Source organism: Actinacidiphila sp. bgisy144 (assembly GCF_057708105.1).
The window spans coordinates 35135-55830 of the sequence record NZ_JBYIRM010000044.1; the positions used below are offsets into that span (position 1 = coordinate 35135).

At 72.6% G+C, this 20696-nt stretch carries 17 protein-coding genes and 1 pseudogene; 10 read left to right on the forward strand and 8 right to left on the reverse strand.

Features of this window, described 5'->3' with window-relative positions; genetic code table 11:
* Positions 1–15: 15 nt before the first annotated feature.
* The 3 genes from AC3EVP_RS33620 to AC3EVP_RS33630 all read right to left on the reverse strand — a co-directional run bounded on the left by AC3EVP_RS33620 (position 16) and on the right by AC3EVP_RS33630 (position 4703).
* On the reverse strand, positions 16–1320 hold the full coding sequence (locus tag AC3EVP_RS33620; protein WP_435136675.1) for a Gfo/Idh/MocA family protein: 1305 nt from the start codon (positions 1318–1320) through the stop codon (positions 16–18).
* A gap of 100 nt (positions 1321–1420) precedes the next feature.
* Positions 1421–3634, reverse strand: a complete 2214-nt coding sequence (locus AC3EVP_RS33625) for a peptidase C14 (protein ID WP_488179843.1) — start codon at positions 3632–3634, stop codon at positions 1421–1423.
* Between the two features lie 190 nt (positions 3635–3824).
* Positions 3825–4703, reverse strand: a complete 879-nt coding sequence (locus AC3EVP_RS33630) for an IclR family transcriptional regulator (protein WP_335979536.1) — start codon at positions 4701–4703, stop codon at positions 3825–3827.
* Positions 4704–4919: 216 nt separating this feature from the next.
* Here AC3EVP_RS33630 and AC3EVP_RS33635 point away from each other — a divergent pair, with 216 nt between their 5' ends.
* From AC3EVP_RS33635 to AC3EVP_RS33660, 6 genes are all read left to right on the forward strand, one after another.
* Positions 4920–6272, forward strand: a complete 1353-nt coding sequence (locus tag AC3EVP_RS33635; protein WP_435136678.1) for an aspartate aminotransferase family protein — start codon at positions 4920–4922, stop codon at positions 6270–6272.
* Positions 6272–7459, forward strand: a complete 1188-nt coding sequence (locus tag AC3EVP_RS33640) for a mandelate racemase/muconate lactonizing enzyme family protein (RefSeq protein WP_435136681.1) — start codon at positions 6272–6274, stop codon at positions 7457–7459. The genes AC3EVP_RS33635 and AC3EVP_RS33640 overlap by 1 nt, the downstream gene beginning before the upstream one ends.
* Positions 7456–8304, forward strand: a complete 849-nt coding sequence (locus tag AC3EVP_RS33645) for an amidohydrolase family protein (protein WP_435136684.1) — start codon at positions 7456–7458, stop codon at positions 8302–8304. Before AC3EVP_RS33640 ends, AC3EVP_RS33645 begins: the two co-directional genes overlap by 4 nt.
* Before the next feature lie 86 nt (positions 8305–8390).
* Positions 8391–9236 (forward strand): SDR family NAD(P)-dependent oxidoreductase, encoded by an 846-nt coding sequence (locus tag AC3EVP_RS33650; RefSeq protein WP_435136728.1) that lies wholly within the window; start codon positions 8391–8393, stop codon positions 9234–9236.
* Entirely contained in the window at positions 9233–11437 is a 2205-nt protein-coding gene (locus AC3EVP_RS33655; protein ID WP_488179844.1) for a peptidase C14, read from the forward strand. Before AC3EVP_RS33650 ends, AC3EVP_RS33655 begins: the two co-directional genes overlap by 4 nt.
* A 43-nt stretch (positions 11438–11480) precedes the next feature.
* A complete protein-coding gene (locus AC3EVP_RS33660; RefSeq protein ID WP_435136687.1) occupies positions 11481–12410 on the forward strand; it encodes a GNAT family N-acetyltransferase in 930 nt (309 codons plus the stop codon).
* A gap of 48 nt (positions 12411–12458) precedes the next feature.
* Here AC3EVP_RS33660 and AC3EVP_RS33665 read toward each other — a convergent pair whose 3' ends face one another.
* From AC3EVP_RS33665 to AC3EVP_RS33685, 5 genes and pseudogenes are all read right to left on the reverse strand, one after another.
* On the reverse strand, positions 12459–12941 hold the full coding sequence (locus tag AC3EVP_RS33665) for a GNAT family N-acetyltransferase (protein WP_435136690.1): 483 nt from the start codon (positions 12939–12941) through the stop codon (positions 12459–12461).
* Between the two features lie 264 nt (positions 12942–13205).
* Positions 13206–13535 (reverse strand): hypothetical protein, encoded by a 330-nt coding sequence (locus AC3EVP_RS33670; RefSeq protein ID WP_435136737.1) that lies wholly within the window; start codon positions 13533–13535, stop codon positions 13206–13208.
* Positions 13536–13584: 49 nt separating this feature from the next.
* Positions 13585–13899, reverse strand: a pseudogene (locus AC3EVP_RS33675) (helix-turn-helix domain-containing protein); the annotation flags it as partial.
* Positions 13900–13945: 46 nt separating this feature from the next.
* A complete protein-coding gene (locus tag AC3EVP_RS33680) occupies positions 13946–14764 on the reverse strand; it encodes an isocitrate lyase/PEP mutase family protein (protein WP_435136693.1) in 819 nt (272 codons plus the stop codon).
* Between the two features lie 258 nt (positions 14765–15022).
* The gene (locus AC3EVP_RS33685) at positions 15023–15634 is read right to left on the reverse strand and encodes an NAD-dependent epimerase/dehydratase family protein (protein ID WP_435136696.1); all 612 of its coding nucleotides are present in this window, start codon (positions 15632–15634) and stop codon (positions 15023–15025) included.
* 170 nt (positions 15635–15804) lie between these two features.
* On the opposite strand from AC3EVP_RS33685, the gene AC3EVP_RS33690 reads away from it, so the two are divergent.
* The 4 genes from AC3EVP_RS33690 (at position 15805) to AC3EVP_RS33705 (ending at position 20604) form a co-directional block, all read left to right on the forward strand.
* On the forward strand, positions 15805–16431 hold the full coding sequence (locus tag AC3EVP_RS33690) for a TetR/AcrR family transcriptional regulator (protein ID WP_435136699.1): 627 nt from the start codon (positions 15805–15807) through the stop codon (positions 16429–16431).
* Positions 16428–17600 (forward strand): GDSL-type esterase/lipase family protein, encoded by a 1173-nt coding sequence (locus AC3EVP_RS33695; protein ID WP_435136702.1) that lies wholly within the window; start codon positions 16428–16430, stop codon positions 17598–17600. The genes AC3EVP_RS33690 and AC3EVP_RS33695 overlap by 4 nt, the downstream gene beginning before the upstream one ends.
* Before the next feature lie 473 nt (positions 17601–18073).
* Complete coding sequence (locus AC3EVP_RS33700; RefSeq protein ID WP_435136705.1) at positions 18074–19513, forward strand: family 2B encapsulin nanocompartment shell protein; 1440 nt, start codon at positions 18074–18076, stop codon at positions 19511–19513.
* A gap of 65 nt (positions 19514–19578) precedes the next feature.
* Positions 19579–20604 carry a family 2 encapsulin nanocompartment cargo protein terpene cyclase gene (locus AC3EVP_RS33705; protein ID WP_435136734.1) on the forward strand — a complete coding sequence of 342 codons (1026 nt, stop codon included), beginning with the start codon at positions 19579–19581 and terminating at the stop codon, positions 20602–20604.
* The last annotated feature ends 92 nt before the right edge of the window (positions 20605–20696 follow it).

A 20696-nucleotide genomic window follows, 5' to 3' on the forward strand; every position in this document is an offset into this window, starting at 1 on the left:
GTCAGCCGGGCGGGGTCAGCGGAGCGGCACGGTCTCGACGGTGCCGCGATGCCGGGAGCGTTCCGCGGCGAAGGCGGCGAGGTGGCTGCCGAGGGACTCCAGCGGGCCGGAGCGGATGTGGGAGCGGTCGCCGGTGGCGAGCGCGGTGACGAAGGACTCGACCAGGACGGTGTCGCCGCCGCCGTGGCCGTCGGCGGCGTTGGAGCCGCTGGCGCCCACGTCGAGCACCTGGACGGTGTCGTCGCGGAAGTCGTGCACGGTGACCCGTTCGCCGTCGCCGCGCAGCCAGCCGTGGCTGCCGAAGATCCGGGTCTGGCGGTGGGTCTGCTCGGTGAAGGCGGTCATGGTGAACACCGCGGTGGCGCCGCCGGACAGCCGCATGGCGACCACCTGGTTGTCCACCACGTCGTTGTCCGCGCGGTACACGCAGCGCCCGTACGGTCCGGTGCGCAGCGCCTCGGTGAGGACCGGCTCGTCCTGCGGGCCGGTGGCGTGCTCGGTGACGTGGTCGATCGGCCAGGCGCCGCCGGTGGTGCGCAGCGCCGGGTAGTACAGCTTGGGCGCGGAGTACGGGCAGTCCGGTTCGGCCGGGCAGTCCAGGCAGGTGGCGGTCGCGCCGGCCGGGGCGTTCTCCGGGCGGAAGTGGGTCAGGGCGCCGAAGCTGGCCACGGTCTCGATCCGGCGGCCGGTGACGTAGGCGATCCAGTCCAGGTCGTGGCTGGACTTGGCGAGGATCATCGGCGAGGAGTCCGCCTCGCGGCGCCACGGGCCGCGGACGTAGGAGTGCGCGTAGTGCCACCAGCCGACCGGTTCCAGGTGGTCCAGGCCCGTGACGGTGCCCAGCACGCCGCTGTCCACGACGCTCTTCACCAGGTCGGTGTAGGGGGTGTAGCGCATGACGTGGCACACGGCGAAGGGCACGCCGGTCGCCTCGACGCCCTCGACGATGGCGCGGCACTCCTCCTCGGTGGGGGCGAGCGGCTTCTCGGTGAGTACCGCGTAGCCGGCCCGGGCCAGCGCGAGCACCGGTGCGGCGTGGTCGCGGTCCTGGGTGGCCACGATGACGCCGTCGGCCAGCGGGCCGCCGTTCGCCTCGGTCGCGGCGAGCAGTTCCCGCCAGTCGCCGTAGCCGGTCGCGGACGGCAGGGCGGCGCGCGCCTGGGGCCGGGGGTCGGCGACGGCGACGATCCGGGCCCGCTCGGGGTGTTCGCGTATCCACCCGGCGTAGGTCATCCCGCGGTTGCCCGCGCCCACGAGGGCGATCCGCACCGGGCGCCCCTGGATCGGGGTGCCGCCGGTGCTGCGCTGGTCGGTGGCCATGGTCTCTTCCTCACGGTGGACGTGGCGGTGCTGCGGGAACGGGTACGAGGGGGTGGTGGCCGGCCGGGCCCGGGAGGTGGAACGGGCCCGGCCGGCGGTCTCAGACCAGCAGGTTGCCGCTGGTGTGCCGGACCCGGTCGCCCTCGGCGGGCACCTTGGTGCGGGTGACGCCGTCCTCGGTGCAGCCGGTGTGCAGCAGGTAGCCGGCGCCGGTGAACGCGGCCGGGTCGAGTTCGATGCGGCCGCCGGTGAAGGACGAGCCGCCCGCGCGGTAGTGGTTGACGCCGTCGGTGATCAGCAGGTGCGCGGTCTTGCCGTCGGAGGCGCGGGAGTCGAGGCCGTCGAGCTGCCAGCTGACGGTGCGGTCGGCGCCGCTGCGGGCGAGGAAGGCGGCGGAGCTGTTGGTGCCGGTGAAGCGGGCGCCGCCGTCGATCCACAGCCGCTGGTCCTTGGCGGAGTCCAGCACCAGTCCGGTGTCGGCGAAGGTGCCGCCGTGCACCGCGGTGTCGGCGTGCGCGACGGTGCTCGGGGCGGCGCCGTCGCCCGCGCCGGTGAAGGTGCAGTGGTCCAGCACCAGGTCGCCGGTGCCGTTGAACTGCGCGCCGTCCAGGTTCTTCAGGGTGACCCGCAGCAGGTGCACGTCGGAGCTGACGGTGGCCGCGGTGACCTCGGACGCCTTGCCCTGGGTGAAGGCGGAGTCGGCGATCACCGTGGGCCGCTTGGAGCGCGCGGACGCCTGCGAGACCACCAGCGGCCCGGAGGCGACGCAGCCGCGCAGCTGGGCGCCGTCGGCGTTGACCCAGATCATGCCGGAGCCGGCCTGGGCGTTGCCGATGACGAGCATGTCCTCCAGCGTCAGGTCGGTGATGTTGGTGCGGGCCACGAACCAGGAGCAGGCGTGCCGGCGGACGGTGACCCGCTTGGCCGCGCCGCCCCAGGCGGCACCGGAGTTGGCGAAGGTCATCAGGCCGGAGTTGCCGGTGAAGGTCAGGTCGTGCTCGAACTGGCCGTGGGTGACGAAGGGGCCCTGGTCGTCGCCGTCGCCGTGGCAGTTGGTGACGTAGCCGTAGGCGGAGGCGGTCCAGTCGTTGAGGTGCCGGGCGTTGGCGACGTGGCAGTCCTCGACGTGGCCGTACAGGCAGTAGATCTGCTGGGTGAGGTAGCCGGCGCCGCCGTAGGTGACCGAGGCGGGGTTCTTCAGCTGGCACTCGGAGGTGCGGAAGTAGGTGCACCAGCGGCGGATGATCACCGGCCAGAAGGTGCCGGTGGCGTCGATGCCGGAGACGTCGCAGGAGACGGCGTACTCGTAGGCCAGCGGGTGCGAGCCGGTGACGGTGTCGTTGTCGGCGACGTCGGGGACGCCCTGGAAGACCATGTTGCGGACATGGGCGCGTTCGACCGGCTCGACCCGGGTCCAGGTGAAGGTGCGCCCGGCGGCCAGGTCCCAGCCGATCTTGTAGTTGACCCGGATGTGCGTGCCGTCCACGATCTCGGTGACCTGGACGAGTTTCTGCACCTCCTTCTCGTACAGCCCGGTGCCCGCGGCCGCGTCGATCTCGACGGTCCACCACTGGCCGACGGTGAAGGACGCGCTCCCCGGCACCTCGAAGATGTCGGCGAGGTCGGGCATGGCGGCGGACAGCTCGGACTTCACCGTGGTGTCGGTGACGGTGCCGCGGAAGTAGAGCACCGCGCCGAAGGGGTTGTTGTAGCTGTTCGGCTCGATCCCGTCGGTGGTGACGAGGTGGCCGCCGAAGTCCAGTTCGATCCGGGAGCGGGAGAAGGTGTGCCGCTTGGTGAAGTTGAGGTCGGTGTGCGCCTCGATCCGGTGGACGGCCGGGTCGTCCATCATGGCGTCCAGCGCGTCGTCGGCCGGGGTGGAGGCGTCGGCGATGCCGAACTGGCGGAAGTCCAGCAGGCCGTCGTGGACCATGAGCCAGCGGCCCTTGCCGGTGAGGCCGGCCGGGCGCAGCACGGTGCCGCCGTTGGGGGCGGTGGTGGCGCCGGCGTCCCAGCGGGCGGCCAGGCCGCCGCCGTCGCCGGGGGCGTGGTAGCCGGAGACGAACGCGACCGCGCCGTCGGCGAGCGACTTCGGGTTGAGCGCGAGCAGGTGGGCGACGGTGTCCACCGCGATCGGGGCGGGGGACTTGTCGGCGGCCGAGGCGGTGCCGGTGCCGGCGGCGACCGCGGTGGTGGTGGCCGCGAGCAGCAGCCCGCCGATGCCGCCGGCCCGCAGCAGCCTGCGGCGGGAGGTGTCCGGGTGGCTCGGTTCGGAGCTCGACTCGGGGCTCTGGTCGGTGGTGGAACCCGGCACGGGGCCAGGAGAAACGTTCACGGTGTGCCTCAGCCTTCGATGGGCCTTAGGTGAGGACGAGTCCCGTGACGCTTGCCGGAGGGGCGGATGGCGGTGACGGACCGGTGCGGGAAAAGCGCAGACCAGGGGCAGGGTGCTGACGCGGCACCGTCCGATGGGGCGAGACGTTATGCCCCGGCCGGTGAATCGGTCAAGACCCCGCGGTGGCCGCGGTGCGTCCCTCCGACGTCGCCCCGGCGCCGCCGTGCCCGAGGCTCTGACTGATCTGATCGGCGAAGTCCCGTACCTGGAGGCCGAGTTCGCGGAACCGCCAGCCGGGCAGGTCGAGCTTCAGCCCGGTGATGCTGATCGCGCCGACGCACCGGTCCCGGTGGTCGCGGACCACGCTGCCGATGCAGAAGATCCCGTCGGCATCCTCCTCGTCGTCCAGCGCGTAGCCGGTGGCGCGGATGTCGGCCAGGTGGGAGAAGAGCGTCGCCTCGTCGGTGATGGTGCGCGAGGTGCGGCGCGGCAGCCCGGTGCGGGCGATCAGCTCGCGTGCCTCGGCCTCGGGCATGGCTGCCAGCAGCGCCTTGCCGATGCCGGTGCAGTGCGGCAGTTCGCGGGCGCCCATCCGCAGGTCCAGCCGCAGTCCGCCGCCGGCGTCGACCTGGTCGACGATGACCGCCTGGCCGTCCTGGGGCACCGCGACGCGTGAGGCCATGCCGGTGGCGGCGGTCAGCTCGCGCAGCAGCGGGCGGGCCACGTCGCGCAGGGAGACCTGCGCCTGGGCGCGGTCGCCGAGCCGGGCCAGCGACATGCCCAGCCGGTAGCGGCGGTTCATGCCCTCGCCCTCGTCGGCCACCAGCCCGTAGTGCCGCAGGGTCTGGAGCAGCCCGAACGCGGCGCTCTTGGAGACGCCGCTGCGCTGGGCGACCTCGGTGACGCTCAGTCCCGCACCCGGTCCGCCGGCGGCGAGCACCTCCAGCAGTTCCGCGGCTCTGGCCACGGTCTTCACCAGGTACTTCGGCTCCGCTCCCGGTGCCTGTCCCTGCTCGTCCGCGGACCCTTGCGCACCACTGTTCTGCATAGCGAAACAGTTTACCACCGGTTCCCCCTTGACCGGGGCGCGAAACCGGATCTAAGATCCCCTCACTGTTCGGATATTCAGAACAGTGTTCTTGAAAATCGTTCCTTCAGTGCAGCGAACGATTCCTGCGACGACCTGCCGGGCGGATGGCCTCCCGCGGTCCCGACCGGGCAGGGCCGGGACCGTCACCCACAGCATCGACGCGAGGAGCACCACATGACGCTCGCCGAGCGGGCCCGCCAGGTGATACCGGGCGGGGTCAACAGCGGCCAGCGCAGCATTCCCGGTCTCACCGACCTGGTGATCACCCGCACCGCGGGTTCCCGGTTCTGGGACAGCGACGGACGGGAGTTCACCGACTACCACGCCGCCTTCGGGCCGCCGCTGCTCGGCCACAACGACCCGGACGTGGCCGCCGCGGTCGCCGACGCCTCCGGCCGGCTGGGGCTGACCGGCGTCGCCGTCACCGAGGACGAGGTGCTGCTCGCGGAGCAACTGGCCGAGCTGGTCCCCTCGATCGAGCAGGTGCTGCTCACCAGCACCGGCAGCGAGGCGACCTTCCACGCGCTGCGGCTGGCCCGCGCGGTCACCGGCCGCCGGCTGGTGGTGAAGTTCCAGGGCTGCTACCACGGCTGGCACGACGCGGTGAGCCTCAACGTCATCTCCGCGCCCGACCGGGTCGGCCGGCCCGACCCCACCTCCACCGGCATCCTGCCCGAAGTCCTCGACGCCACCTTGGTGCTGCGCTTCAACGACGCCGCCGCGCTGCGCGAGGTCTTCGCCGCGCACGGCCGCGACATCGCCGCGGTGATCGTGGAGCCCGTCCCGCACAACGTCGGCGCGCTGCTGCCGACCGCGGAGTTCCTGCGCGCGCTGCGCGAGGAGTGCACCGCCGCCGGCAGCGTGCTGGTCTTCGACGAGGTGATCACCGGCTTCCGGCACGCGCTCGGCGGCTACCAGGAGATCAGCGGGGTCACCCCGGACCTGACCACCCTCGGCAAGGCGATCGCCAACGGCGCCCCGATCGGCGCGCTCGGCGGCCGCGCCGACCTGATGCAGCACTTCAGCAGCCGGCCCGGCGGCCCGGTGTTCTTCGCCGGCACCTACAACGGCCACCCGCTGCCGGTCGCCGCCGCGCTGGCCACCCTGCGCAAGCTGCGCGAGGAGCCGGTGCACGAGCACGTCTTCCGGCTGGGCGAGCGGGTGCGCACCGAACTGGCCGCGCTCTACCGGCGGATCGGCGTGCCCGCGGTCGTCACCGGCTACGGCTCGGTCTTCGTCAGCTACTTCATGCCCGGCCCGGCCCCGCTCAGCTACGACGACCTGCTCGCCAACGACACCGCGCTGTTCGTCGGCTACCGCCGCCACCTGATCGAGCACGGCGTCTTCGAACTGCCGCTCAACCTCAAGCGCAGCCACCTGTCCTACGCGCACACCGACGCCGACGTGGACCGGCTGCTGGAGGCGACCGAGGCGGCCGTCACCCGCACCCTCGCCGAGGGCGGCCCGAGCGACCTGGCGCACACCTCGACCATGGGCGGCGCCGCCGCACCGAACGGAGCCCGCTGATGCTCACCGTCAACACCACCCGCCCGCCCGGCCCGGCCGGCCGGATCAGCAAGGTCGAGACCCTCCAACTCGGCACCGCCTGGCGCGACTTCGGCTATGTGCGCATCCACACCGACGAGGGCCTGACCGGCGTCGGCGAGATCACCCACCCCTACCGGGTGGACGAGACCTGCCGGCTCGCCGAGGCCATGGGCCACCGCCACCTGCTGGGCGCCGACCCGTTCGACGTCGAGGAACTCTGGCTGCGCATGTACCAGGGCGACTTCCTGCGCGGCGGCGACATCGGCGGCGTCGTCGTCTCCGGCGTCGACCAGGCGCTGTACGACCTGATGGGCAAGGCGCTGGGCGTGCCGGTCTACCGGCTCACCGGCGGCGCCACCCGCGACCGGGTCCGGGTCTACGCCAACGGCTGGTACACCGGCGAGCGGGAGCCGGCCGAGTTCGCCGCGAAGGCGAAGGAGACCGTCGCCAAGGGCTTCAGCGCGCTGAAGTTCGACCCGTTCGGCGCGGGCCTGCACGAGCTGGAACGCCCCGAGCTGCGCCGCTCGCTGGCCCTGGTCGCCGCGGTGCGCGAGGCGGTCGGCCCGGAGGTGGACCTCTTCGTCGAGGGGCACGCCCGGTTCGCGATGGCCACCGCCCGCCGGCTGGTGCACGAGCTGGCGCCGTACGACATCGGCTGGTTCGAGGAGCCGCTGCCCTGGACGCACATCGAGCGCTACGCCGAGCTGCGGCAGATCGCGGCCTTCCCGATCTCCGGCGGCGAGCACTTCCACAACCGCTACGAGTACAAGCAGCTCTTCGCCACCGACGCCGTCGACATCGTGCAGCCCGACCTGTCGATGGCCGGCGGCTTCACCGAGCTGCGCAAGATCGCCGCCCAGGCCGACGCGCACGGCATGCTCGTCGCCCCGCACAACTCCAACTCGCCGCTGTGCACCACCGCTTCGGTGCACGCCACGCTCGGCATCACCAATCTGAAGATCCTGGAGACCTTCGACGGGCTGCTGGAGCCGTACGTCTTCGACGCGGTGCGCGGCGCGCTGCCGATCACCGACGGGCACATCGAGCTGCCCACCGCGCCCGGCCTCGGCATCGAGCTGGTCGACGAGGTCTTCGCCGAGCACCCGCCCACCCACCGGTTCTGGAACATGTTCGCGGACGGCTGGGAAAAGAGGAACCGCACATGATCGTCGACGTGCACTCCCATCTCTTCCGGCACAGCCACGACTTCAACGACGTCTTCCGCGCCGAGTCCGCCCGGGCGCACGCCGGCGAGGTCGACCTCACCGTACGGTACGAGGAGTACGCGGCCAGCGCGCCCGAGGGCACCCGGACCGTGGTGGTCGGCGGCAAGGCGCGCCGCAGCGGCCTGTGGGTCGACGACGCGGCCGTGGCCGGCTACGTCGCGAAGCACCCGGACCGGCTGATCGGCTACCTCTCCATCGACCCGACCCAGCCCGGCTGGCAGGACGAACTGCGCCACGGCCACCAGGAGTTGGGGCTGCGCGGGATCAAACTGATGCCGATGTACGCCGGGTTCGACCCGGCCGACGAGGCGTACGAGCCGCTGTACGCCTACGCCGAGCGGCACGGGCTGCCGCTGCTGGTGCACACCGGCACCACGTTCGTCTCGCAGGCGCCGCTGGAGTACGCCATGCCGCGGCACCTGGACTGGGTGGCCATGCGCCACCCGGAGCTGCGGATGGTGCTGGCCCACCTCAGCCACCCCTTCGAGGGCGAGTGCATCGCGGTGATCCGCAAGCACCGGCACGTCTACGCCGACGTCAGCGCGCTGCACTACCGGCCGTTCCAGCTGTGGCACAGCCTGCGCCTGGTGCAGGACTACGGGGTGTGGGACAAGCTGCTCTTCGGCAGCGACTACCCCTTCACCACGGTGGACGACTCGGTGGAGGGGCTGCGCCGGATCGCCCGCATCCCGGGCATCCCCGGGCTGGACCCGCTCGACCAGGACGCGGTGGAGGCGCTGATCCACCGCCCGTCGCTGGAGCTGCTCGGCCTGGAGGGGCCGTGAGCGGCGCGGGTGCCTCCGGCGGGACGGGCAGGGCGCCCAGCGCGGCGGGCGCGGCGCGTGCCGGGGCGGGCGCGGGCCGCTTCGACCTGACCGGCCGCACCGCGCTGGTCACCGGCGCGGCCCGCGGCCTGGGCCGGGCGTTCGCGACCGCGCTGGCCGAGGCGGGCGCCGACCTGGTCCTCACCGACCTGCCCGGCGCCGAAGGGCTCGCCGAGACCGCCGCGCTCGTCCGGGACCTGGGGCGCGGCGCGCTCGTCGTCGAGCAGGACCTCTCCGACATCGGGGCGCTGCACGACTTCGCCGACGAGGTACGCGCCCAGGCCGGCCCGATCCGCATCCTCGTCAACAACGCGGGCACCGCGGCGCTGGAGCGGTTCAACGAGATCACCCCGGACAGCTGGTACCGCGTGATGCGGGTCAACCTCGACGCGGTGTTCTTCCTCACCCAGCGGGTCGCCGAGCACATGGTCGCCGACGGCGTGCCCGGCCGGATCGTCAACATCACCTCCAAGAACGCGCTGGTCGCCGAGGCGGGGCTGGCGCACTACAACGCCTCCAAGGCCGCGGTGGACCTGCTCACGCAGACCCTCGCGGTCGAGCTGGCGCCGCACGGCATCACCGTCAACAGCCTGGCCCCGGGCATGGTGGAGACCCCGATCGACGGCGAGTTCCCGTTCGACCGGGCGGCGTTCGAGGCCGCCTACCGCCACCGCATCCCGCTCGGCCGCTACGCGCGGCCCGAGGAGTGCACCGGCGCGCTGCTGCTGCTCGCCGGGGACGGCGGCGGCTACCTGACCGGCACCCGCATCGTGGTGGACGGCGGGGTGCTGGCCGACCAGATGCCGCGCACCGAGTTCATGCCCCCGTACCGCACGTCACTCGACCCCGGGCCGCAGGGCGGTCCCGGACGGAAGGACGGCACCGCATCGTGAACACCACCCGAAGGCACCTGCTGCGCTCCGGCGGGCTCGGCGCGGCGGCCGTCGCGGCCGGGGCGCTGGCCACGGTGCCCGCGCAGGCGGCCGAGCCCGCGGGCAGCACGAAGGACGACCAGGGCGGGGCCCCGGCCGCGGGGCGCCCGGCCGCGACATCGGCGGCCACCGTCGCCGACCTGCTGGCCGCCCCGTCGGCGTCGCTGCGGGCCGGCGCGGTGGCGGTCGTCGCCGGCTACCACGCGCCCGGCGACGGCGGCGGCATGACCGTACGCTGGGACGCCGCCAGCACCCTCGCGCCCGACGGCGGCCTCGTCCTGCGGCCGGACGACCGCCCCGCGCACGGCCGTTGGCGCCGCGTGCACGACGGGGTGCTGGACTTCCGCGGCTTCGGCCTGTTCGACGCGGGCACCCCGGCCGACGACGCGCTGGACGCCATGGTCGGCGACCCGTCCGTACACCGCGTCGAGGCCCACACCGACCTGCTCTTCCGGCGCCGCCACACCTACCACCGCTCCCGGATCACCCTGGACTTCGGCGGGCACACGGTGCACACCGGCGGCATCGAACGCAACACGCACGACAACCCGTTCGGCGCCGTCCTGTTCTTCCAGGGCACCGTCACCGGCGACACCGTCACCCACGTGCTGCCCGCCGGCGTCATCGAACTCACCGACGCCTTCCCGGTGCCCGACTCCGGCGCCTTCGAGGTCGGCCAGTGGTGGGCGGTGCAGAGCGACGAGGTGGCCGGCGGCGGCAGCGACGAGCGCGAGCTCCAGAAGATGGTCGAGGTCACCGAGATCATCGACGGCACCCACATCCGCGTCGACTACCTCAACGGCTGGCCGCTGGCGGCCGGCCGCACGCTCACCTGGCGCCGGGTGGAGCCGGTCGTCGGCGCCCGGGTGGAGCACCTCGTCTTCCTCGGCGCCGGCCAGGACACCGGCGCGGTCGACGACGAGTACACCGGCTCGCACCCCGTCGCCTACGAGTACGCCGTCGACTGCGACGTCTCCCGCATCCAGGCCACCGGCACCTTCTGGCCGGTCATCATGCGCCGCTGGTGCACCCGCTACCGCACCCTCCAGTGCGGCCTGAAGAACCCGCCCACCGTGATGTACGGCGGCGCCGGCTACCTCACCCAGCAGATCTACTGCCTGTACGGCCACGTCGCCGACTGCACCAGCAGCAACGTCCGCCACCTCAACGACCTGACGGCGTCGGCCTACTGCCAGGTCGTCAACTGCCACGGCGACGGCGACGACGAGGGCGGCAACCCCTTCACCACCCACGGGCAGTACGAGCACGACCTGCTCTTCGACGGCAACTCCGGGCTGATGGACATCGCCAACTCCGGTGCCCAGTGGGGCAACTCGGCGAAGCGGATCACCGTACGCAACCACGTCTGCTCCTGGTTCACCGCGAACACCCTGATCACCGACCTGACGCTGGAGAACGTCAAGGTGATCCCCCGGCCCACCTTCGACCCCGACGGCACCCTGGTGATCAACGCCGACGGCGCCCAACTGCGCGGCTGCACCGGTGCGTTCTTCGCCGTCGCCCAGCGCTCGGCCCGCTCCAGCCGGCCGACCACCGTCACCGACTGCGTCTTCGACCTGCCGAAGGCGTCCGTGCTCGTGCAGACCCCGGTCACCGCGCCCGTGCACTTCGTGCGGACCACGTTCACCGGGCTCGACGGCAACGTCCTGCGCGGCAGCGGACCGGTGCACTTCACCGACTGCCGCCTCACCGGCAGCGCGAAGGGCGCGCCGCTGTCGGTCGGCGCGGCCGAGGTCACCGTCGACGGCGGCCGCCTCACCGACACCGGCATCGCGCTCAGCGCCGTACGCGACCAGCGGATCAGCGTCGGCGGCGGCGTACGGCTGGCCGGGACCAACGCGGCCGGCGCGCTGCTGTCCCGTGACACCGGCACCGGGGCCACCGTGGTGTGGGAGCTGGCGGACCTGCGCAGCGAGGCGGCCGACGCGGACACCGCGCACGTACGGGTCACCGACGGCACCAACCGCTACAGCGCGGTCGGCGCCCGGTTCACCGGCGGCCGACTCGCCTTGGCCGCAGCGGCGTTCGGCGGTTCCTCCGCGCTGCTGCACACCGCCTGCACCGAGGACCGGGTGGCCCGCGAGGGGCTGCCCGCGGACGGGAAACGGGTCAGCGCCACCAGCGGCAACCTGATCCTCTGACCGACCGCCCACCCGCACCACCTCCGGAAGGGAGGCCGCCGCCATGCGCTACCGTACCGCGGCTCCGGCCGACGAGGGCGCCCTGCACGCCCTGTGGGCGGCGGTCTTCCCCGACGCGCCCACCGTCATCACGCTCTGGGACCGCGACCCGGGGCGCCACGGCCGCACGTTCGTCGCCGAGACCGGCGACGGGCGGCTCGTCTCCGTCCTGCACTACCTGCCCCGGCCCATCCGCTCGGCCGCCGGCACACCGCAGCGCGTCGGCTGCGTCGGCAGCGTCGCCACCCACCCCGACGCCCGCGGCCAGGGCCACATCCGCCACCTCCTCGCCGCCGCCGTCGCCGCGATGACCGCCGACGGCTGCGCCTGGTCCCTGCTGTTCACGGGTACCCCGCGCGTCTACGAAGGCGCCGGCTGGCGGTCCTTCGCCGCACCTGGCTGGTCCGGGCCCCTCACCACCGCCGCACCGCACCCCGCCGCCGCGGGTGTCCGCCCCGCCGCCCCCGCCGACCTGCCCACCCTGCGCGCCCTGCGCTCCTCCTTCGACGCCACCCGCCCCCTGACCACCGTCCGCACCCCCGCCGACTGGGCCCACCGCGTCCCCGTCTGGTACGCGCCCCCGACGCAGACCCTGCTGACGGACGCGGGCACGGGCTTCGTCGTCCTGCGCCGTCCCGCGGCCGACTCCGTCGAGGTCGCCGAGATCGCGCTCGCCCCGGGCCACGAGGCCGTCGCGGCCCCGGCGCTCCTCTCGGCCGCGGCCATCCACGCCCGCGAGGCCCACCTCACCACCGCCACCGTCCACCTCCCCGCGGACCCCGCGATCCGCGCCGCCCTCCCCCACCTCCTCGCCGCCCCCCGCTTCTCCCCCACCCACTACGGCATGTCCCGCCCCCTCCTCGCCTCCCCCTCCTCCGTCCACGCCACCACCACGTCCCCCACCGCCTTCCACTGGCCCGCCGACTCCTTCTGACCCCACCCGGGGGGCGCCCGGCACCGGCGCGGACGAGGTCGCGTCGGGTCAGAGTTCGCGGAAGTAGACCGTGAGGGGGTGCGGGGTGCAGCCGAGGGAGGTGTAGAGGGCGCGGGCCGGGGCGTGGAAGGCGTCGCCGCCGGTGCCGATCTCGACGACCGCGGCGCCAAGTGCCCGCATCCGCGCGAAGGCGTGTTCGCACAGGGCAGTGCCCAGGCGGTGGCGCCGGTGTCCGGCCGCGACGGCCAGGATGTCGATGTCGCCCTTCTTGCGGGCCGGATCGACGCGCCAGGCCACGTATCCGGCGATCTTGTCGTCGGCCTCGGCGACAGCGACGTACCGGTGTCGTTCGGGTGCGTGGAGTTCGGCGACCTGTTTGCGGTAGTCCTCGCGCCAGTTGCCGTGCTGGACGGCGAAGACCACCTCGCCCACCAGCGGGCGGAAGGACTCCTCGTAGAACGGCCCGAACGTGTCGATGGACAGTTCGGTGAGCGGTGCAAGGTCCTGCGGGGTGCATGCGCGGATGAGCACGGAGGTGCTGCCTCTCAGGCTGAGGGCTCGTTACCCGGGCGGAAAAGGGCATCGGTCAGCCCGCTCCCTGCCCCCGTTCAGCAGTGAGCCGGGCTCCCTCAGCGGCGCGTACGCCAACTGGCAAAGCACTCCATCCCCGCAATGTACGCCGCCGGCCCCGGCGCTGGGGGTCTTTAGCGGTGGTTCCCCGCGAGGTACCCCGCTAAAACACACCACCGCACCTCCCTCCTCGGCCCCGCGGGACGGGCAATCCGTCCCGTCGACCTACGGCTGATCAGGAGCTCGTCGCTCCCGACCCGCCTGCACCGTACCCAACCGACCACCCGTCTCCGGGCGGGGCTTCTCTCCGCGGTAGGGGACCCATCGATATCCAGGCCGAAAGGTGACGTAGTCGTCGCCGAGGCCGAGTTCGGCGTGCAGTGCTTCGGAGAGAACCAGACCGTGGATGCTGCCGTCGCTGAGCTCGTCCGGAGTCCAGTCGGACTTGAGATCGCTGAGCTCTAGGAAGCCTTCTGGGTTCCAGCCAACCTTGGCGGCAACGTAGCCGTCGAACCGTGCGAGCAGCGTGTAGAGCTGGTGCCCCAACTCCGTCAACTCGGCCGGCTCCGGGTCCGACCAGCGTGACAGAGGCACTCCGTCTCGGCAGCCGTCGGCAGGCCAGAGCCTTCACTTCGGCGGCCGGCAAGGGCGTGAACGGCGACGGACGGCCAGGTCGTTGGCGGTCCCGCAGTCCGGCAAGTCCCTGCTCGGCGAAGCAGTGCCGCCAGCGGCGCACCGTGTCCAGGTGCAGGCTCGTCTCCCGCGCGATGCGGGCGTTGGAGCGGCCGGGCGCGGCGTGCAGCACGATCTGCGCCCGCACCCGCTGCCGGTAATCGCTCGTGTGGCCCCAGGTCACCTTCTGCAAGCGCTTGCGGTCGGTGACGGTGAGAAGGATCGGACAGGCGGCGGCAACGGGCACGGTAGGCGGGCCAACTCCTGGTATGCGAGGCCGGCTGGCGGGCCAGTCAGTGGGGGCCGGAGAGCAGCGCGTTGAGATCTGCGAAGGGGATGCCTTGGGCGAGGGAGTCGTAGCCGCCGGTGCCGAAGAGGTCCTGTGCAGCGCAGCGGGCGGCAGCGTAGGCGGCCTGCGCCACGCCCGAGCCGAGACTGACGCGAGCCACTCCGAGGGCGCCGAGCTCGGCAACGGTCGGGGTGCCGGGGCCGGCCATGACGTTCAGCGGTACGGAAATGTCCCTGGCCAGTGCCGCGATGGTGGCGGTGTCGGTGACACCGGGGACGAAGATGCCGTCCGCGCCCGCGTCAACGTACAGATGCGCCCGGGCCAGGGTTTCCTTCAGCCGGGTGTCCGGGTCGCCGAGCCCGAACAGAAAGGTGTCGATACGCGCGTTGAGGAACAGATCCGCGCCTGCCCGGTCGGCACTCCGCCGAGCTGCTGCCAGCCGCGCCGCGAGCTCTGCCGGAGGCCGGGCGCCGTCCTCGATGTTGACGCCGACGGCACCCGCCGCGAGGACCCCGGACACGGTTTCGGCAACGCCGGCGGCATCCGTCCCGTACCCGCCCTCGATGTCAGCGGTGACCGGCACCGCGACGGCAGTGACGATCCGGGCGATCAGCTTCAGCGCCCGGTCGCAGGTAAGGACGTCGCCGTCTGGAGCCCCCAGCGACCAGGCGACACCGGCGCTGGTGGTCGCGATCGCGGGGGCGCCCGCGGCCTCGATGACGCGGGCGCTCGCAACATCCCAGGCGTTGGCGAGCGCGAGGGGTTCAGCTGGTGTGTGCAGAGAGCGGAAGAGGCGGGCATTGTCCGGCTGCGTGATGGTCATGGATGCAGCCAAACATCGACTACTGCCCATCTTCTGGCAAGAATCCGACACGAACATAGATCTCGAACCCGCCCCATGGTTCCGGCTCCGAAGCCGACCCCCGAAGGAATTCCGGAGCCGACCACTGAGCCGACAGCGCCGCGTGCGGCCGTCCGGTCACATCGCCACTCGCGGGCCGCGTGCAGGGTGATCGACGAGATCCGGCGCAGGCCCCCGTCGGAGTGCGGCCGGTCGTGCCGACGTCTGGGCCGCCCGGGATCACGCTGCTGTCCAGGCGTCGCGGATCATCGTGGCGAGGTCGGACCGCTCGGCTTTCCAGCCGAGTTCATTCGTGATCCTGGCGATGTCGGCCACCAGGCGCGGGGGCTCGGGTTGGGGAGGGCGGCGGACCACGGGGACGGGGCGGGCCGTGATGCGCTCGACCGTCGCCACGACCTCGCGCATGCTCGCCGGGGTGGCGCCGACGTTGTAGACGCGGTAGGGCACGTCGGTGGTGGACTCCAGCGCCAGCAGGTACGCGCGCGCCACGTCGTCCACGTGCACGAAGTCCCGGACCGCGGTGCCGTCCCCGTTCATCTCCAGGTGCGGGAACCGGCCGGCCGCGACGGCCAGCGCCTTCGGGATGATCCGGGTGCCGTCGGCGTCCCCCACCCCCTGCACGGCCCCGGCGATGTTGAAGCACCGCAGGCTCACCGCCCGCACCGCGCCGGTCTCCGCGCGAGCCCTCAGCACATCCTCCGCGGCCAGCTTCGACACGCCGTACGGATTGCCCGGGGCGGGTGCGGTGTCCTCACCTTGACCGGCATCGGCGAGCCTCCGCACCACGGCAGTGCCGACGAAACCGTAGGCACCGGTGACCAGTACACGCAACGGATGTTCCTCTCCGCCAAGGACGAGCCCGCGGGGTGCGAGAGGTTCGCCGTCCAGCAGCCCGCGCCCGTCCGCACGGTACACGGTGCCGCTCCTCCCATGGTCAGTAGGCGTTTGCCTAAAGGGTGTAGGCAGATGCATGATGGGTGGAGGCGGATGGGAGGAAGCCGATGGTTCGGGTGGGGCTGAGTGCGGAGCGGCTGGCGCGGGCGGGGGCCGAGCTGGCCGACGAGGTCGGGTTCGGGCAGGTGACCGCGTCGGCGCTGGCGCGGCGGTTCGACGTGAAGGTGGCGAGCCTGTACTCGCACGTGCGCAGCTCGCACGACCTGAAGGTGAGGATCGCGCTGCTGGCGCTGGAGGAGATGGCCGACCGGGCGGCCGCGGCGGTCGCGGGCCGGGCCGGGAAGGACGCGCTCGCGGCGTTCGCGGAGGCGTACCGGGACTACGCACGGGAGCACCCGGGCCGCTACGAGGCGGCGCGCCTGCGGCTGGACCCGCAGACGGCGGCACACAGCGCCGGGGTACGGCACGCCCAGATGACCCGGGCGATCCTGCGCGGGTATGACCTGGCGGAGCCGGACCAGACCCACGCCGTACGGATGCTCGGCGGCGCCTTCCACGGCTACGTGGACCTGGAGCTGAGCGGAGCGTTCAGCCACACCCCGGTCGCCGCCGAGGAATCATGGGCATGGCTGATCGACTCGCTCGACCTCCTCCTGCGCAACCGCGCGACCCCCGCCACCGGCACCGGCACGGACCCGGGCACCGACCCCTCGACCGACAGGCAGAAACCATGAGCACCGAGCAGCCCCTGACCACCACCCCCGTCACCCCCGAACTGCTGCGCGGCGCCGTGGACATCGAGCCCACCGCGCACGGACTGCTGCCGCACCGGCTGCCCGCCGCCGCCCGCCGGCAGATCCCCGAGAACGACCTGCTGGCCGTCGCGGAGGCCCAACCGTCCGGCGTGCGCCTGGTGTTCCGCACCCGGGCGACCGTGATCGAGCTGGACGCGCTGGCCACGAAGCGGGCGTACGTCGGTGCGCCGCTGCCCGCGGACGGCGTGTACGACCTGGTGGTGGACGGGAAGCCCGCCGGCCAGGCCACCGCGCCCGGCGGCCGGGTGCGCACCACGGACATGGCGACCGGGGCCGTGGAGGTGACGGAGGGGCCCGCGGGCACCGCCCGCTTCACCGGCCTGCCCGGACACGCCAAGGACGTCGAGATCTGGCTGCCGCACAACGAAGGCAGCGAGCTGATCGCGCTGCGCACCGACGCTCCGGTGGAGCCGCTCGCCGCCGGCCGCCGCAAGGTGTGGCTGCACCACGGCAGTTCGATCAGCCACGGCTCCAACGCCACGCATCCGACGGGCACCTGGCCCGCGCTGGCCGCCGCCCGCGCCGGCGTCGACCTGGTCAACCTCGGCTTCAGCGGCAGCGCACTGCTCGACCCGTTCACCGCCCGCGCGATGCGCGACACCCCGGCGGACCTGATCAGCGTCAAGCTCGGCATCAACATCGTCAACGCCGACCTGATGCGGCTGCGCGCGTTCGGCCCGGCGGTCCACGGCTTCCTCGACACCGTCCGCGAGGGGCACCCGACCGCACCCCTGCTGGTGGTGTCGGCGATCCTGTGCCCGGTGCAGGAGGACACCCCCGGCCCGCTGGCGCCGGACTTCGGCGACGGGGTGATCCGCTTCAAGGCGACCGGCGACCCCTCCGACGTCGCGGCGGGCCGCCTGACGCTGAGCGTCATCCGCGCCGAACTCGCCCGGATCGTCAAGCAGCGCGCAGCGGACGACCCGCACCTGCACTACCTGGACGGCCGCGAGCTGTACGGCGCCGCGGACTACGCCGAACTGCCGCTGCCCGACGAGGTGCACCCCTCCCAGGAAGCGCACCTGCGGATCGGAGACAACTTCGCGCGGCTGGCCTTCGGCCCGGGCGGCGCCTTCGCCGGCGCGTAGCCCGCAACCGCGGAACGTCTCGTACGGTCGGATCGAACACGTTGTAGACACATCGCCCGAACGGGCGGATCATTCAGGCCCCGGGCGCGGCAGCCGCCCGGGGCCTGTTCCGCGTACCCCTCCAGGCGCCCACCCGGGCACCCTGCCTGGTACCTACCGGCGTGCGACGGTCCCCCGCGCGCCGGGGGTGCACTCCCGCACTCCGGCGCGCGTTGCGCGCCAACGGCACACTCCTGCGCGCACTCCCCCAGGTGCTCCACCTGCGAGGTTTACACCACCGGGGGCGCGAAGGCGCCCCCCTTCCGCTATACCGCCGCACACCCCCGGCTGCTTGGCTGGACCCTGCACGCAACCACCGGCGGGCTCCGCCGCCCCGACCGTCGGCGTACGCCAACACCGTTGCCCACCAAGCCCGTTCACCTGTCACCAGGTCCTCTCACGCTGCCTGTCCAGCTCGTCTTACGGGAGAAAACGTGCCCGAACCGGGACACCCCACCGGCGCCACCACCGACGACCCCGCCGCCGACCAGGCGAGCGGCGCACAGCTCACCAGTCTCACCACCCAGGCGGCGCGCCAGCTGGCGACCACCACCAAGTCCGAACCGCAGATGCAGGGGATCAGCTCCCGGTGGCTGATCCGCATGCTGCCGTGGCTGGACATCAAGGGCGGCACCTACCGCGTCAACCGGCGGCTGCAACTGACCGTCGGGCGCGGCCGGGTGGCGTTCGAGCAGAACGGCGCCGACGACATCCGGGTCATCCCCGAAAGCCTCACCGAACTCCCGCCGCTGCGCGGCTACGCCGACACCGGCGTCCTCACCGACCTGGCCGCCCACTTCCAGCCCCGGGACGTCCGCCCGGGCGAGGTGCTCTTCGAGGCCGGCCAGCCGATCACCGACACCTTCCTGGTCGTGCACGGCCGGCTCACCCGCTACGCCGAGGGCATGTACGGCGAGGAGGGCGTCGTCGGCGTCCTCACCGACGGCGACCAGGTCGGCGACGAGGCGATCGGCCAGGCCGAACCGCGCTGGAAGACCACCGTGCGGGCCGACACCGCCGGCGTCGTGCTGGCGCTGCCCTGGCAGACCGTCCAGGAACTCTCCGCCCGCGAACCGTCGTTGGCCGCGCACCTGGCGGCGTACGCCGAGCAGCAGCGGCGGCCCACCAACCGCCGCGGCGAGGCGGACATCCCGCTCCAGGCCGGCCACTTCGGCGAACCCGTGCTCAACAGCGGCTTCGTCGACTACGAGCTGCGCCCGCGCGAGTACGAACTCTCGCTCACCCAGACGGTGTTGAAGGTGCACAGCCGGGTCGCCGACCTCTACAACGACCCGATGAACCAGACCCAGCAGCAACTGCGGCTGACCATCGAGGAGATCCGCGAGCGCCAGGAATGGGAGATGGTCAACAACCGCGAGTTCGGGCTGCTGCACAACACCGACTACGGCCAGCGGATCAGCACCCACTCGGGCCCGCCGACCCCGGACGACCTCGACGACCTGCTCTCGATGCGCCGCAAGACCAAGCTCTTCCTCGCCCACCCGAAGGCCATCGCCGCCTTCTTCCGGCAGTGCAACAAGCGCGGACTGGTGCCCGGCAGCGCCGATGTCGGCGGCCACCAGGTGCCCGCCTGGCGCGGGGTGCCGATCTTCCCCTGCGGCAAGATCCCGGTCAGCGAACGGCACACCAGCAGCATCATCGCGCTGCGCACCGGCGAGGAGGACCAGGGCGTCGTCGGCCTGCACGCGACCGGCATCCCCGAGGAGTACCAACCCGGCCTGAACGTCCGCTTCATGGGCATCAACGAGGCCGCGGTCATCAGCTACCTCGTCACGGCCTACTACTCGGTGGCGATCCTGGTGCCCGACGCGGTCGGCATCCTGGAGAACGCCCAGCTCGGCCGGGTCGAGTGACCGCGTCCGAGGGCCGGGCGGAGAACCCGGCGACCGCGTCCCCCCAACCGGCCCGCCCGGCCCGCCTGTCGCTACCCGGACCGCCGAGCTTCCCGCGCCCGGCCGCACGCCGCACCGGGGTCATCCCGGGGCTGAGGTACCAGCCGGCTGTGCCCGCCGACCCGGAGAAGGTCAAGGAGGTCGACCGCCGGCTGGAGGAGTGGGCCCGCGAACTCGACCTCTTCCCCACCGCGTGGACCGGGGACTTCTCCGGCTTCCAGTTCGGCCGGGCCGTGGTGCTCCAGCACCCCCACGCGGCGGACCTGGACCGGCTCACCGTCGCCGGCCAGCTCCTGCTCGCGGAGAACCTCGTGGACGACTGCTACTGCGAGGAAGCGGAGGACCGCGGCGGCTCGCACCGGGGGCTGGGCGGACCGCTGCTGTTCGCCCAGGCGGCGATCGACCCCTACCACGGCACACCGGAGGCCGAAGCGGGCTGGCAGCAGGGCATGCAGGCGGACGGACCGCTGCGCTCGTACTACTGGGCGATGAAGGGGTACGCCGCCTTCGCCACGCCCAGCCAGACCACCCGCTTCGTCCACGACATGGCCCGCCTGCACATGGGCTACCTCGCCGAAGCCGCCTGGGCCGAGACGAAGTACGTGCCCACCGTCTGGGAGTACCTGGTCATGCGGCAGTTCAACAACTTCCGCCCCTGCCTGTCGATCGTCGACGCGCTGGACGGCTACGAACTGCCCGAACCGCTCTACTCCCGGCCGGAGGTCCAGCGGATCACCGCGCTCGCGTGCAACGCGACCACCCTGGTCAACGACCTCTACTCCTTCACCAAGGAGCTGGAGACCGACCCGGAGCACCTCAACCTCCCCCAGGTGGTGGCCGCGAACGAGGGTTGCGGGCTCAAGGCCGCCTACCTGCGGGGCGTGGAGATCCACAACCAGATCATGGCGTCCTTCGAGGAGGAGGCCGCCGCGCTGGCGGTGACCTCACCGCTGGTCGGCCGCTACGCCAAGGGGCTGTCGGACTGGGTGGCCGGCAACCACGAGTGGCACGCGACCAACACCCACCGATACCACCTGCCGAACTACTGGTAGGCGCACCACCGCACCACCGCCAGACGCGCCACCGGTACACCGCACCACCAGAAACACCGCACCACCAGCACCATGCACCCGTACAGAAGGAG